The sequence below is a fragment of the Streptomyces sp. NPDC048370 genome (assembly GCF_043200825.1).
GTDB lineage: Bacteria > Actinomycetota > Actinomycetes > Streptomycetales > Streptomycetaceae > Streptomyces.
Genome location: NZ_JBICYI010000006.1, coordinates 255,258 through 268,961, shown reverse-complemented (window position 1 = coordinate 268,961; position 13,704 = coordinate 255,258). Strand labels below are relative to the sequence as shown.

Annotated in this window: 9 protein-coding genes and 1 pseudogene; 5 read left to right on the top strand and 5 right to left on the bottom strand. The window is 72.4% G+C overall.

All coding sequences use genetic code 11. The features are described from left to right. Positions 1–126 precede the first annotated feature (126 nt). The gene (locus ACGFYP_RS16285; protein ID WP_361960704.1) at positions 127–570 is read right to left on the bottom strand and encodes a MarR family transcriptional regulator; all 444 of its coding nucleotides are present in this window, start codon (positions 568–570) and stop codon (positions 127–129) included. 132 nt (positions 571–702) lie between these two features. Here ACGFYP_RS16285 and ACGFYP_RS16280 point away from each other — a divergent pair, with 132 nt between their 5' ends. Then, entirely contained in the window at positions 703–909 is a 207-nt protein-coding gene (locus ACGFYP_RS16280) for a ribbon-helix-helix protein, CopG family (protein ID WP_361960702.1), read from the top strand. Here the strand turns inward: ACGFYP_RS16280 and ACGFYP_RS16275 are convergent. Further along, positions 902–2,353, bottom strand: coding sequence for an NCS2 family permease (locus ACGFYP_RS16275; RefSeq protein WP_393493052.1), 1,452 nt, complete (start codon positions 2,351–2,353; stop codon positions 902–904). The two genes, ACGFYP_RS16280 and ACGFYP_RS16275, sit on opposite strands and share 8 nt — an antisense overlap. 140 nt (positions 2,354–2,493) lie before the next feature. On the opposite strand from ACGFYP_RS16275, the gene ACGFYP_RS16270 reads away from it, so the two are divergent. Beyond that, positions 2,494–2,778 carry a DUF2530 domain-containing protein gene (locus ACGFYP_RS16270; protein WP_393493049.1) on the top strand — a complete coding sequence of 95 codons (285 nt, stop codon included), beginning with the start codon at positions 2,494–2,496 and terminating at the stop codon, positions 2,776–2,778. Between the two features lie 88 nt (positions 2,779–2,866). Continuing rightward, a pseudogene (locus tag ACGFYP_RS16265) lies at positions 2,867–5,271 on the top strand (HAD-IC family P-type ATPase). Here the strand turns inward: ACGFYP_RS16265 and ACGFYP_RS16260 are convergent. Then, positions 5,234–6,589, bottom strand: a complete 1,356-nt coding sequence (locus ACGFYP_RS16260; protein ID WP_393493046.1) for a glycosyltransferase 87 family protein — start codon at positions 6,587–6,589, stop codon at positions 5,234–5,236. The pseudogene ACGFYP_RS16265 and the gene ACGFYP_RS16260 sit on opposite strands and share 38 nt — an antisense overlap. 260 nt (positions 6,590–6,849) lie before the next feature. Between ACGFYP_RS16260 and ACGFYP_RS16255 the strand changes: the two genes are divergently transcribed. Next, positions 6,850–7,422 carry a dihydrofolate reductase family protein gene (locus ACGFYP_RS16255; protein WP_393493043.1) on the top strand — a complete coding sequence of 191 codons (573 nt, stop codon included), beginning with the start codon at positions 6,850–6,852 and terminating at the stop codon, positions 7,420–7,422. A 30-nt stretch (positions 7,423–7,452) separates the two neighbouring features. Here ACGFYP_RS16255 and ACGFYP_RS16250 read toward each other — a convergent pair whose 3' ends face one another. Both ACGFYP_RS16250 and ACGFYP_RS16245 read right to left on the bottom strand, forming a co-directional pair. After that, the gene (locus tag ACGFYP_RS16250; protein ID WP_393493040.1) at positions 7,453–10,662 is read right to left on the bottom strand and encodes a sacsin N-terminal ATP-binding-like domain-containing protein; all 3,210 of its coding nucleotides are present in this window, start codon (positions 10,660–10,662) and stop codon (positions 7,453–7,455) included. Positions 10,663–11,032: 370 nt separating this feature from the next. Beyond that, on the bottom strand, positions 11,033–11,953 hold the full coding sequence (locus ACGFYP_RS16245) for a DUF3027 domain-containing protein (protein WP_361960688.1): 921 nt from the start codon (positions 11,951–11,953) through the stop codon (positions 11,033–11,035). 308 nt (positions 11,954–12,261) lie between these two features. On the opposite strand from ACGFYP_RS16245, the gene ACGFYP_RS16240 reads away from it, so the two are divergent. Next, positions 12,262–13,659 carry an MFS transporter gene (locus ACGFYP_RS16240; RefSeq protein ID WP_393493036.1) on the top strand — a complete coding sequence of 466 codons (1,398 nt, stop codon included), beginning with the start codon at positions 12,262–12,264 and terminating at the stop codon, positions 13,657–13,659. The last annotated feature ends 45 nt before the right edge of the window (positions 13,660–13,704 follow it).

Here is a 13,704-nt window from a genome sequence, read left to right as displayed (position 1 = left end):
GCCCTGGCACCGCGCCTCGCCGCGTTGTCGTCGGTTGCCATGGCTCCGCCATGACGCCCTCCTCCGCCTTGCGATGCACGGCACCAGACCCCGCTCCCTCATCCGGCCTGACCCAAACGAAAGACCCTAGAGGTGGGCGAGCTTCTCCAGGACGGGGGCGGCCGCGCGGAGCTTGGCCCAGTCGTCCTCGTCCAGGCCTTCGGCGAGGGTGGCCAGCCAGGCGTTCCGCTTGCGGCGGGACTCTTCGAGCATGGCTTCGGCCCGCTCGGTCTGGCTGACGACCTTCTGCCTGCGGTCGTCGGGGTGAGGCTCGAGCCGGACCAGTCCCTTGGCTTCGAGCAGCGCGACGATGCGGGTCATCGACGGCGGCTGGACGTGCTCCTTGCGGGCCAGCTCACCGGGGGTGGCGGAGCCGCACAGGGCCAGGGTGCCGAGCACCGACATCTCGGTCGGGCTCAGCGACTCGTCGACACGCTGGTGCTTGAGTCGTCGACTGAGGCGCATGACGGCGGAGCGGAGCGCGTTCACGGCGGCGGCGTCGTCGGCGGTGCCGTGGGACAGGTCAGGCATGTTCCTTAGCGTAACTCATTAGACGGGCTAAATACCACCCGGAATGCCGGTGACCGAATCTGTCACCCAAACGAGTGAGATGGATCCGGAAAGTGACGCACCGGGCCCGTCCGTGCCGCGACCCTGACTGGCATGGGATCGACAGTGCTCAGCCTGCGCATCGACGGTGAGCTGCTCGACCGTCTCAAGGGACACGCCGCCAAACGCGGAATGAGCGTCCAGGACTATGTGGTCCGGACGCTCATCCGCGATGACTTCGACGAACGGTTCAAGTCGGCCGTCGACGAGACGGAGAAGTTCTACGGGCTGACGCAGCCCCCGAGCACGGCCACTACGTGAGGCCGAGGGCCGGCATCGCGTAGTAGAAGACGAAGACCGCCGACACGACGTACATGGCCACCGGGACCTCACGGCCCCGGCCGGCCGCGAGACGCAGCACGCTGAACGCGATGAAGCCGATGCCGATGCCGTTCGTGATCGAGTACGTGAACGGCATCATCACCATCGCCAGGAACGCCGGCACCGCGATGGTGAAGTCGCTCCAGTCGATCTCCTTGACCGAACCGGCCAGGATCAGGAAGCCGACCGCGAGCAGCGCGGGCGTCGCCGCCTGGGACGGGACCATCGTGGCGAGCGGCGTGAGGAACAGCGCCACCGAGAACAGCGCGCCGGTGACCACCGAGGCGAGGCCGGTACGGGCGCCCTCGCCGACGCCCGCCGTGGACTCCACGAAGCAGGTGGTGGCGGAGGACGAGGTCGCGCCGCCGGAGGCGACGGCCAGGCCGTCCACGAGCAGGACCTTGTTGATGCCGGGGAAGTTGCCGTCCTTGTCCATCAGCTTCGCCTCGTCGCCGACGCCGAGGATGGTGCCCATCGCGTCGAAGAAGCAGGACAGCAGCACGGTGAAGACGAAGAGGACACCGGTCAGCATCCCGACCTTGTCGAACCCTCCGAACAGGCTCACCTGACCGACGAGGCCGAAGTCGGGCGAGGCCACCGGGTTGCCGGGCCAGGTCGGGGTGGTCAGACCCCAGGACGGGACGGTCGCGACCGCGTTGATCACCATCGCCACGATCGTCATGACGACGATGGAGATGAGGATGGCGCCCGGCACCTTGCGGATGATCAGCGCGAGGGTGAGCAGCGTGCCGAGGACGAAGACAAGGACCGGCCAGCCGGTGAGGTGACCGTCGGCGCCGAGCTGCAGCGGGACGGTGGTGTGCGCGGCGTCGGGGATACGGGAGACGAAGCCCGAGTCGACGAGGCCGATGAGCATGATGAAGAGGCCGATGCCGATCGCGATGCCCTTGCGCAGGCCGACCGGGACCGCGTTCATCACGCGCTCGCGCAGACCGGTCGCGACGAGCAGCATCACGACGATGCCCGCGAGGACGACCATGCCCATGGCGTCCGGCCAGGACATCCGGGGCGCGAGCTGGAGCGCGACGACCGTGTTGACGCCGAGACCGGCCGCGAGGGCGATCGGGACGTTGCCGATGACACCCATGAGGAGCGTCGAGAAGGCGGCGGTCAGCACGGTCGCGGTGACCAGCTGGCCGCTGTCGAGCTGGTGCCCGTACATGTCCTTGGCGCTGCCGAGGATGATCGGGTTCAGCACGATGATGTAGGCCATCGCGAAGAAGGTGGCGAAACCGCCGCGGACCTCGCGGGCGACGGTGGAGCCGCGCTCGGAGATCTTGAAGAAGCGGTCGAGTCCTCCGGAGGGCGGGGCGCCGTCCTCGGGGGAAGGGGGCATGGCCTTGGCGGCGGCCGTGGTGCTCATGGGGGTTCCTCGCGGGGTCGTGATTGGCGGTTCATACGAAGGCAACCCGCCAGAGGCAAACCGTTTCAGTATGAACACATGAACGAGAGGGAGTCCATCTCCGCGCGTAGACCGTCGGAATCGCCGCCTAGACTGACCGCATGGCGAAGTGGACCCCCAAGCACGAGGCACCCGAGCCCCTGGAGGGGCCCGTCGTCGCCACCATCACCGGCGGCACGATCCTCTGGTTCGTACTCTTCCTCGTCCAGGTCCCCTTCTACGGCTGGTTCGACGACCGCGACCTGACCTGGTGGGTCTGGACGTGCCTGGCCGGAGCCGGCCTCGGGCTGATCGGCATCTGGTACGTACGCAAGCGCGACGCGGCGATCAAGCGCGCGGAGGCGGCGCGCACGGAGGCAGGTCGCATGGACTCGGCCACGTCGTAGTACCCCGGAACGATTTCGGTCCTCCCGCGGTCTGATGTTCACCCTGCTCAGCAGGTGAACGCTCGCTTCCGGTCGTACCGTCGGAAACATGACTCAGCGGGCGAAGATCGACACCGACGGCAGCGAGAACACCGCGGACGCACCACCCGTCGTCCACCGGGCCGCCGGACTGACCTCCGCCGAGGTCGCCGAACGCGTCGCGCGCGGCGAGGTCAACGACGTACCCGTCCGCAGCTCCCGCTCCACCGCCGACATCGTCCGCGGCAACGTCTTCACCCGCTTCAACGCGATCATCGGCGTGCTCTGGGTGATCATGTTCTTCGTCGCGCCGATCCAGGACAGCCTCTTCGGCTTCGTGATCATCGCCAACACCGGCATCGGCATCATCCAGGAACTCCGCGCCAAGAAGACCCTCGACGGGCTCGCCGTCATCGGCGAGGCGAAACCGACCGTCCGCCGCGACGGGGTCGCCACCGAGGTCTCCACCTCCGAGATCGTCCTCGGGGACCTCATCGAACTCGGCCCGGGCGACAAGGTCGTCGTCGACGGCGAGGTGGCCGAGGTCGACAGCCTGGAGGTCGACGAGTCGCTGCTCACCGGCGAGGCCGACCCGGTCGTGAAGAAGCCCGGCGACACGATGATGTCGGGCTCCTTCGTGGTCGCGGGCGGCGGCGCGTTCACCGCCACCAAGGTCGGGCGCGAGGCGTACGCGGCCCAGCTCGCCGAGGAGGCCTCCCGCTTCACCCTCGTCCACTCCGAGCTGCGCTCCGGCATCTCCACGATCCTCAAGTACGTGACGTGGATGATGGTCCCGACCGCGATCGGCCTCATCATCAGCCAGCTCGTCGTCAAGGACACCGACTTCAAGGAGTCCGTCGCCCGGACCGTCGGCGGCATCGTCCCGATGATCCCCGAGGGGCTCGTCCTCCTCACCTCGGTCGCCTTCGCGATCGGGGTGATCCGGCTCGGCCGCAAACAGTGCCTCGTGCAGGAGCTGCCGGCCATCGAGGGCCTGGCGCGCGTCGACGTCGTCTGCCTCGACAAGACGGGCACGCTCACCGAGGGCGGCATGGACGTCACCGAACTGCGCCCGCTGAACGGCAGCGACGAGACGTACGTACGGAAGGTCCTCGGCGCCCTCGGCGAGTCCGACCCCCGCCCCAACGCCTCCCTGCAGGCCATCATCGCCGCCTACCCCGACGCCGAGGACTGGCGCTGCACCGAGTCGCTGCCCTTTTCCTCCGCCCGCAAGTACAGCGGCGCGGCGCTCAGCGAGGGCAACGGCGACACCTCCTCCTGGCTGCTCGGCGCGCCCGACGTGCTCCTGCAGGCCGGCGACCCGACCCTCGCCGAGATCGACCACCTCAACGAGCAGGGGCTCCGCGTCCTGCTCCTGGCCCGCACCACGCGCGAGCTCGACTCCCCCGAGGTCTCCGCCGACGCGCGCCCGACGGCCCTGGTCGTCCTCGAACAGCGGCTGCGCCCCGACGCGGCGGACACGCTCGCCTACTTCGCCGACCAGAACGTCGCCGCCAAGGTCATCTCCGGCGACAACGCGGTCTCGGTCGGCGCGGTCGCGGGAAAGCTCGGCCTGCCGGGCGCCGAGGCCACGGTGGACGCGCGCCACCTGCCGACGGACCAGGCGGCCATGGCCGACGAACTCGACCGCAACACCGTCTTCGGCCGGGTCACCCCGCAGCAGAAGCGGGACATGGTCGGCGCGCTGCAGTCCCACGGCCACACGGTCGCCATGACGGGCGACGGCGTCAACGACGTCCTGGCGCTCAAGGACGCGGACATCGGCGTCTCGATGGGCTCGGGCTCGGAGGCGACGAGGGCGGTGGCCCAGATCGTTCTCCTCAACAACTCCTTCGCGACGCTGCCGTCGGTGGTCGCCGAGGGCCGCCGGGTCATCGGCAACATCACCCGGGTCGCCACCCTCTTCCTGAGACGGTCTACTCGGTGCTGCTCGCGGTCCTGGTGGTGTGCAGCCAGGTCGAGTACCCGTTCCTCCCCCGGCACCTGACGCTGCTTTCGACGTTGACGATCGGCGTCCCGGCCTTCTTCCTGGCGCTCGCGCCCAACAAGGAGCGCGCGAAGCCGCACTTCGTGAAACGGGTGATGCGGTACGCGATCCCCGGCGGCATCGTCGCGGCGGCGGCCACCTTCGCGACGTACCTCGTCGCCCGCTCGTACTACAGCGGCCCGGGCGCCCTGGACGCCGAGACGAGCGCGGCGACGCTGACGCTCTTCCTGGTCTCCATGTGGGTCCTTGCGATCGTCGCCCGCCCCTACACCTGGTGGCGCATCGCCCTGGTGGCGACGATGGCCGGTGCCTTCCTCCTGGTCCTCGTGGTCCCCTGGCTCCAGGACTTCTTCGCCCTGAAGCTGGTGGGCGTGACGATGCCGTGGACGGCGGTCGCGATCGCGGCGGCGGGCGCGGCCCTCATCGAACTCACCTTCCGCTGGGTGGACCGCCGGTTCCCGGCCTGAGGGTCACCTCCACACGCGGCTCCGGATTTTCGGACGCCCCGGTCGTCGCCCGCCACAGGCGATGGCAGGAGAGCAGGGTGGCCACGAGCAGCAGGCCGTTGCGCAGGACCATCAGGGTGTTCCCCAGGGCCGAACCCTGCATGACCTCCAGGTAGTACGTCGGGAAGGCGAGCGCCGTCACGGCCGTCGCGGCGAGCAGGACCCAGGCCACCGGGCGCTGCGTGGTGTGGCGGGAGGTGAGGCAGACCGCGCCCAGGCCCAGGAGCCAGACCATGTACTGCGGGCTGATCACCCGGCTGGTGACCGTGAACAGCAGGACCGCGGTGAGCGCCGCGTCGAACGTGGTCGCCTCCGTCCAACGCGAGGCCCGGCCCCGCCAGAACATCAGCCAGCCGAAGGCCGCCGCCGTCAGCATCAGCGACAGCTGCGCCACGCTCGCCACGTGCTCACCCGCGAACTCCAGTGCGCCGTAACGCGTTTCGACCCAGATCGGCAGCCCCGCCGCCCGCATCAACGACAGCACCGTGCCGCCCAGCGACTCGATCTGCACGCCCCGCGCACCCTGCTGCTGGAGGAAGTCGAAGCTGTGCCGGAAGGCGACGGCGAGGACGGTCAGGAGCGCCGCGGCGGCCGCGGCGGCCGACACCCAGGCGTCCTTCGTCGTACGGCCCCGTTCCAGACCCACCAAGGTGAGCAGCGGCCACACCTTGATCAGCGCGCCGACCGCGGCGAGCGCCCCGCCGAGTCGCGGACTGCGGCGCCCGGCGAGGAGCGCGAGGACGGCGAGGGCCGTCACCTGGATGTCGAACCGCCCGTGCGGCAGGTTCAGGAGCAGCGGCAGCCCGGCGGTCCACATCCAGGCCCCCGCGAGCCCGCGCTCCGGGCGGGCCAGCGCCACCGTGACCACGGCGTCGGCGACGAGCGTGAGCACGAGGAACGCCGCGAAGTAGTCGAGGAAGGGCAGGAGCGAGGGAGAGAGGAACAGCAGGCCCGCGCCCGGCGGGTACTGCCAGGTGACGTCGCCGACCGGGTACGAGCCGCCGGCCAGTTGCTCCGCCCAGCGCGGGTAGAGGAACTCCACCTCGGACGAGACGTTGCTGACGCCGATGTCGTCCTGGACCAGCAGGTACACCATGACGATCCGGGTCAGCGCCCAGACCGCCGCGATCGCGGTACGGGATGCCCCGAGGGACGGGACGGCGGCCCGGGCCACCGGGGCGGAGCCCGCCGTGGCCCGGGCCACCGGGGCGGAGCCCGCCGCGTTCGGGTCCTGCTCGGGAGGTGCGCCGCCCAGAAGGCCGGCCTTCTGCCGCGTCATGGACCGGGAATCTAGGCCGAGACGGACCTCCGTCTCCATGAACGCACCGCTCGCGCCCGCCCACGTCCCCCGTCGGGCGGGCACCCACAGGGCCAGGTGGCCCCGCCCCGCCCTGTCCCGCCGGGTCCACTCCGCGCATCGGAAGCTCGCTGGTCGATCACCGATGAGTCTCTCCGCGTTCCGCAGTCATAGATCACGACTGGCACGCGCGCCGGCCGAACTGCTACCGACCCGGACACAAGACAGCGAAGGAATCCACCATGCGCACCCTGATCAGCACCGCTTTCATCTCCCTCGACGGCGTCGTGGAGGGCCCGGGTGGCGAGCCCGGATATCGGAACTCCGGGTGGACCTTCAAGGACGTCGAGTTCCTCCCCGAGGCGTTCGAGCTCAAGGGCCGTGAGCAGAAGGAGGCCTCGGCGATCCTCCTCGGTCGGACCAGCTACGAGGCGTTCAGCGCGGTCTGGCCCGACATGGCGGAGTTCGCCGACTACAAGGTGATGCCGAAGTACGTCGTCTCCACCACCCTCGCCGAGGACGACCTCGTCACCAACTGGAGCGAGACCACGATCCTGCGCTCGCTCGACGAGGTCGCCGCGCTGAAGCAGACCGAGGGCGGCCCGATCATCGTCCACGGCAGCGCGACCCTGAACCAGGCCCTCTCGGACGCCGGCCTGATCGACCGCTACCACCTGCTCGTCTTCCCGCTCCTGCTCGGCGCGGGCAAGCGGCTCTTCAGCGCTACGGACAAGGACACCCAGAAGCTGAAGCTGGTCGAGCACGAGGCCTACGCCAACGGCCTGCAGAAGCAGGTCTTCGACGTCGTCCACTGACCGGGGCCGCCCCTGGGGGCCGGGCAGGCCCTAGTCGAACCACCTGTCGCGTGCCAGTTCCGCCGTGCGGGACGGGTCCTCCAGGAGGGCCGCGACCTCGAAGCGGCGGGGCCACTGGCCGGCCGCCCAGGCGAGGCCGGCGGCGACGCCCTCCAGGGTGGCGGCGTGGATCGTGCCGTCGGGGGTGCGGCGCCAGTCCAGTTCGACGTCCGCCGCGCGGAGTTCCTCGTGCTCGACGTACGAGTCCGGGGTCGCGGGGCCGAGGAGGGCGTGCACCGAGGGCGGGACGTCGTGCTCCTCGCCGACCGTCGTGACCTCGGCCTCGACGGACTCGCTCAGCCGCCGTACCTGGAACAGCTCCGCGAGGTCGGCCGCCCGCGCCGGGGAGACCGGGAGCAGGGGCAGGCCGCCCGCGAGCGGGAGGAGGTCGGGGGCGTCGGCGACCAGGGCCTCGGAGGCGTCCACGACGACGAGTTCGCCGTCGACGACCGCGCGCAGTTCGTCGGGGAGGGTGACCTGCTCGGGGTCCAGGTCGGCGAGGGCGGTGTACAGGGCGTGCAGCTGGGCGCCGCTCACCTCCCGGTCAGGGTCGGCGAGGCGGGCCAGCAGTTCGGCCGCGCCGCCCGGCTCGTCGAGGAGCGCGGAGACCGAGGTCCGCACGCCGAGGGCCCGCAGGACCTGCTCGTCCTCGAAGCCGGTCGCGTCCGCGGAGTCGTACAGGCCGATCAGCAGCGGGTCCGTGCCCGCGGCCCGCAGCCCGGCGGGGCGGCGGCCGTCGAGGACGGGGTGGTCGCGCAGCCACCAGGCGGTGTACGACCGCACGGTCTCGGTCGTACCGTCCGGCATCAGGACCCGTACGGGCTGGGTCAGGGCGTCCCGCAGGGGCGGCCGGGCGAGCAGGGCGAGCGCCTGCGGCCAGGCGTCGTCGTCCACCAGGTCAAGGTCCCGTACGGCGACGATCTCGGTCGCCACCGGCGGCACCGGCGCGTCCGGGAGCCGGTCGAGGATGTCCTCGCACCAGACGTCGACGGCGTCGAGCAGTCCGGCGTCGTCGGGCTCGGCGAAGTCCCCGTCGCGGGGCTCCATCTCGTCCGGGTCGAGGACCAGGTCGGTGGCGCGGACCAGGGCGAAGTCGGCGAGCACCCCGCAGGCGGCGAGGGGCTGTTCGCCCCAGCGCTCGGCCAGCTCGGCGTCGCAGAGGGCGAGTTCGCCCTCGTTCATGACGGCGGCGAAGGGGCTGCCGGGCAGGACCAGTTCACCGGCGGGCGCCAGCTCCCCGTCCTCGTCCGGCAGGGCGAGGGCGCCGAGCCACGGCTCGTCGCCGGGCTCCAACTCCGCGTCCCGTACGAGCGCGAGGACCGTCTCGACCAGCTCGTCGGCGTCCAGGGCGTCCGCGTCCTCGTCCCAGATCTCCCCCGCGTCGAGCGACCCGGCGACCGCAGCCCGCACCTGAGGCGTCGTCAGGACCGCCCGGGGCGTGGCGGGGAGGGCGCCCAGCTTCTCCAGGAGCGGGTGGGCGGCGTCCGGGTGGGCGACCTTGAGGCCGAGGCGGGTGAGGTCGGCGGGGGTGCGGTCCTGCGGCAGCAGGACGTGCCGGGGGCCGATGGTGGTACGGGTGGGAAGGGCGTCGCGCGCCTCGGCGTCAGGGCCCTCTGCCTCAAGGGCCTCGACGTCACGGGCCTCGCCGCCGCGCCCCGCGTCCGCCAGCGGCACCGGAAGGCCCGTGAGCCTGTCCGGGTCCACACCCGCGAGGGAGTCGTACAAGCGCCACCACCACGACGGCGCGCGGTCCACCCCGGCGAGCCGGTCGATCGCCTCCGTCAACGGCACCCGCCCGACGCCGAGCGTGCGCAGCTCCACCCGCCGTTCGAGCCCGGCGGGCAGCAGCGTCGGGAAGACCTCCGCGAGGACGGCGACGGTCTCGTGCCCCGCGCCCTCCACGACCTCGGCCTCCACCGCCCGCAGCGCGGCCACGTCCTCCGAGGGCGCCTCCGGCGCCAGGAACGCGACGCGCGGCAGCCGCTGCAGGATCGCCGCGCGCAGCGCCCCGTCGAGGGCACCCTTGCCGAGCGGTCCCGGCACCAGGTCGATCGTGGCGACCGTCACCGGCTCCCAGTCCGCGAGGAGTTCGGCGTACGCGTCGGCCGCGCGCTCGACCAGGAAGTCGGTGAGCGGGCCGGGCGCGGGGTGGCGCCGGGCGGTGTCCAGCGGGAAGGAGGCGATCAGCAGGGCGGGCAGGCCGAGCGGCTCGTCGGTGGGGGTGGGGGCGTGGACGACGGGGGCGGTACGGGGGTACAGCGGGGCGCCCTCGGCGTCCACGGGCGCGGCCCAGGTCACCGACCAGTGCGGGCGCAGCCGCTCCTCGACGGGCCGGTCCTTGAGGAGTGCGAGGTCGAGGGGGCCGCCGTGGGTGACGGTCCGCCAGCGGTGGGTGCCGGTCGCGGAGTCGGCGATGTGGACGTAGCCGTCCTCCTCCGAGCGGCGCAGCGTCCGGACGCCCTCGGGGGTGTCGACGACGATCTCGGCGAGGCCGGGGAGGGTGAGCAGGAGGGCGTCGTCGACGGAGTCCAGGAGCCGCCCGGCGAGGTCGACGGCGGCGGAGTCCCGGAGCGGGAGGACGACGACGGTGTCGTAGCCGTCGGGGGCGGTGCCCTCGGCGGGCAGCGGGAGGCGCAGCAGCGGTACGTGACCGTCGCGGCGGCGCAGCTCGTCCCCGAGGCCGGGGCTGTGCCGGGCGGCGTCGGCGGCCAGCTCGCGGGCCTCGGCGAGCGACCAGCGGACGCCGCCGTGCCGGCCGAGGACGGCGGGTTCGTCGGAGACGGCGAGGACGGCGGCGAAGCCGACGCCGAAGCGGCCGACGGCGCCGGTGTCGCGCTCGTTGCGCTTGGCGGAGGCGCGGAGGGTGGAGAGCGACTCGACGCCGGTCGCGTCCAGCGGCGCGCCGGTGTTGGCGGCGGCGAGGACGGCGGGCGCGTCGGGGCCCGCGTCGTGGAGGGTGAGCCGGAGCCGACCGGTGACGCCTGCGCGGTGGGCGGCGTCGGCGGCGTTCTGGGCGAGCTCGACGACGAGGCGGTCGCGGTAGCCGCCGAGGGCGAGGTCCTCCTCGGCGTTGGCGTCCTCCCGGAACCGGGCCGGACCGGCCCCCCAGGCATCCAGCACGCCTCTCCGCAGCCGGGCGGTGCCGAAGGGGTCGGCTCCGTCGGTCGACGTCCTGACGCTGACGCTCACGTCTGACTCCACTCTGAGGGGCGGGATTGTGCCGGGGCCCGAAGGTACCGCGCGCCACGGGGCCGACGCGCCGCGCCTCCATGTGGGGCCGCCCACGTGAACGTTTCCCCGGGCCCCGTGCGCCTTCCCGCACCGCGCGCGGCCAATCACCCCAGGTGAACGGCCACCCCGTCCGCGCACAGGCGCCCTGGCGGGCGCGTTCCGCTCAGGGGCCAGGACCCGCACCCCAAGGCCGTCGCGCGGTGCGAGGCCCTCGGGGTGGGCGGGCACAGGGACGGAGGCGCCCGTAAAGGCGCCGTTCCGTTGTGCCCACCCGTTCCGCCCCAGCGGAACGACTGCCCACAACGGCGGGGGGACGACCGCCCACACGGGCGGGGGCCGGTTACGAGTGGCCCAGGTCCTCCGACGTGTCGTCCGGTTCCGTCGTGGAGCCCGAGTCCTTCGCCGGGCGCAGCGGAAACGCGTCCGCGCCCATCGAGTCCAGGACCGGCGGCGCCGGACGCGGCGGCTTCGGCATGATCGCCGCCTCCGAGTGCCCGCCGCAGCCGTACGAGAACGACACGACCCGCCCGTCGGCCGGCGAGAACTCGTTCGCGCAGACACCGAAGGCCTGCTTCAGCGAGCCCGCGAGCGGCACCAGGAAGGCGCAGGATTCACACGAGGCGGGCGCGGCCTGCGCCATCGGGGTCTTCGCCCCGAACGCCTCGTCCCAGCGGTCGGCCGCCACGTGCAGCCCGTACCGCGACAGCACCCGCGCGCGCCGCATGCCGAGGTCCTCGGCGACCGAGGCGATCGCGCCCCGGGACGGCGTACGGGTGACGATCTCGGCGTCCTCGACGTCGAGGTGGTCCGCCATCTCGTCCGAGACCGCCGAGTTCGGCGGCGGCGCGTCCTCGCCGGTGTACCCCGGTTCGAGCCGCAGGTCGTCCTGCTCGGTCGGCAGCAGGTCCCCGGGGCCCATGTCACCCGGCCGCAGCCGCTCGCTCCACGGCACCCACTCGGGGGCCAGGAGGGCGTCGGAGCCCGGCAGGAGGACGGTTTCGTCGAGGGTGACGTTCTTGGCCCGGGAGGCCCGGGTGACCGTCACGGCCCACCGCCAGCCCCGGTAGCCGGGCTCCTTGCACTCGAAGAAGTGCGTGACCACCCGGTCGCCCTCGGCGACGACATCCACATGGGCGCCGACGATTCCGGGTGCGGCAGCCTCCTCGGCGGCCACCCTCGCCAGGTCTACCGCCTCGGCGCACAGGCGGTCGGGGGTACGCGGGGTACGCGGGGTACGGCTTCGCGTCGTCGCAGCACTCACAGGTCTCGCTTCTCTCCTACGCCGTCTCACGGGTGCGCCGGCCGAGGAGCGGGAGCGAAAGCCCCGGGCGGCGGGCGGAGCGGACCAGAGGGCCGCATCGACGTCCGCGCCCGACATGTCTCGCGTCTCTCGGGCACACCTATCGTCATCCATTCTGCGGGATGCCGAAGAGGCGCGCGGCCGAGATCTTCCGCCGGTGGCGCGCTACGCACGCTACCCCCTCCGCCGCCCGCCGCCCACCTGCCCGCCCCAAGTGGCCCGGATCGTGGACCGACAGCCCGCCGTGCCACGGTTCACAAGTCAGGGGCGTGGGGCACTATGACGGAGTGGCAGCCGCACGGTCGTCCGCACGATCCCACGATCATGCCGGGCCGCTCCGCCGAGTGGGCCGGTCGGTGGGGCGCGCCCTGCATCTGCCGTTCACGGGCACCGCCAGGGGCATCCGCAAGGCGACGCACGCGCACGGCGCGGGCGAGTCGGGCCTCGGGAAGCTGATCGAGCTGCACGCCGTGAACGGGGCCGGCGACGTCATGATCACCGTCGCGCTCGCCTCCACGGTCTTCTTCTCCGTACCGACGGACGAGGCCCGCGGCCGGGTGGCGCTGTACCTCGGGATCACGATGCTCCCGTTCACCCTGCTGGCCCCCGTCGTCGGCCCGCTCCTGGACCGCCTGCCGCACGGACGGCGGGCGGCGATGGCCGCGGCGATGTGGACCCGGGCGGTCCTCGCGATCACCATGTCGGGGGCGGTGGCCACCGGCGGCCTCGAGCTGTATCCGGCGGCGCTGGGCGTCCTGGTGGCGTCGAAGGCGTACGGAGTCGTCCGCAGCGCCGTCGTGCCACGGCTGCTGCCGCACGGCTTCTCACTGGTCAAGGCGAACTCCCGGGTCACCCTCGCGGGTCTGCTCGCGACCGGGATCGCGGCGCCGATCGGGGCGGGGCTGCAGCAGATCGGGCCGCCGTACCCGCTGTACGGGGCGTGCGCGCTGTTCCTGCTGGGCGGGTACTGGGCGTTCCGGATGCCGCACAAGGTCGACTCGGCGAAGGGCGAGCGGCGGGTGCACCTGCTGACGCACGGCGAGAAGAAGCCGAGCCTGCGGACGGTGGGGCCGTCGGTGCTGCACGGACTCCAGGCGAACGCGGCGCAGCGGATGCTGTCGGGGTTCCTGATCTTCTTCCTGGCGTTCCTGCTGCGTGAGCATCCGCTGTCGGGGCAGAGCGCGGCGGTGTCGCTGGCGATGGTGGCGGTGGCGGCGGGCGTGGGGAACGCGTGCGGGACGGCGGTCGGCTCGCTCCTGAAGGAGCGCGGCCACGCGCCGGAAGTGATCATCGCCACGATGATCACGACCGTGTGCGGGGCGGCGGTCCTCGCCGCCGTGTTCTTCGGCGGGGCGATGGTGGCGGTGCTCGGCGCGGTGGCGGGCCTGACGCAGGCCCTGTCGAAGCTGTCGCTCGACGCGCTGATCCAGCGGGACGTGCCGGAGGTGGTGCGGACCTCGGCGTTCGCCCGTTCGGAGACGCTGCTGCAGATGGCGTGGGTGGTGGGCGGCGCGATCGGCATCTCGGTGCCGCTGAGCGGCCCCATGGGCATGGCGGTGGCCGCCTGCATCCTGGGCCTCGGCGCACTGCTCGCGGTCCGCGGCCTCGTGGGCGCGGCCCGCGCGGAGACCCGCCGGAAGGCGGACACGGCGAATACGGAGACCTGAGGGCCGCCCGCCCCCGCCTGGACCACGCAGCCCCGCGGGGGGCTG

Bases quoted from the DNA above. Each gene is read 5' to 3' on its own strand.
- ACGFYP_RS16260 (WP_393493046.1), bottom strand. From the start codon at position 6,589: ATGACGCGGCAGAAGGCCGGCCTTCTGGGCGGCGCACCTCCCGAGCAG.
- ACGFYP_RS16285 (WP_361960704.1), bottom strand. From the start codon at position 570: ATGCCTGACCTGTCCCACGGCACCGCCGACGACGCCGCCGCCGTGAAC.
- ACGFYP_RS16280 (WP_361960702.1), top strand. From the start codon at position 703: ATGGGATCGACAGTGCTCAGCCTGCGCATCGACGGTGAGCTGCTCGAC.
- ACGFYP_RS16270 (WP_393493049.1), top strand. From the start codon at position 2,494: ATGGCGAAGTGGACCCCCAAGCACGAGGCACCCGAGCCCCTGGAGGGG.
- ACGFYP_RS16255 (WP_393493043.1), top strand. From the start codon at position 6,850: ATGCGCACCCTGATCAGCACCGCTTTCATCTCCCTCGACGGCGTCGTG.
- ACGFYP_RS16275 (WP_393493052.1), bottom strand. From the start codon at position 2,353: ATGAGCACCACGGCCGCCGCCAAGGCCATGCCCCCTTCCCCCGAGGAC.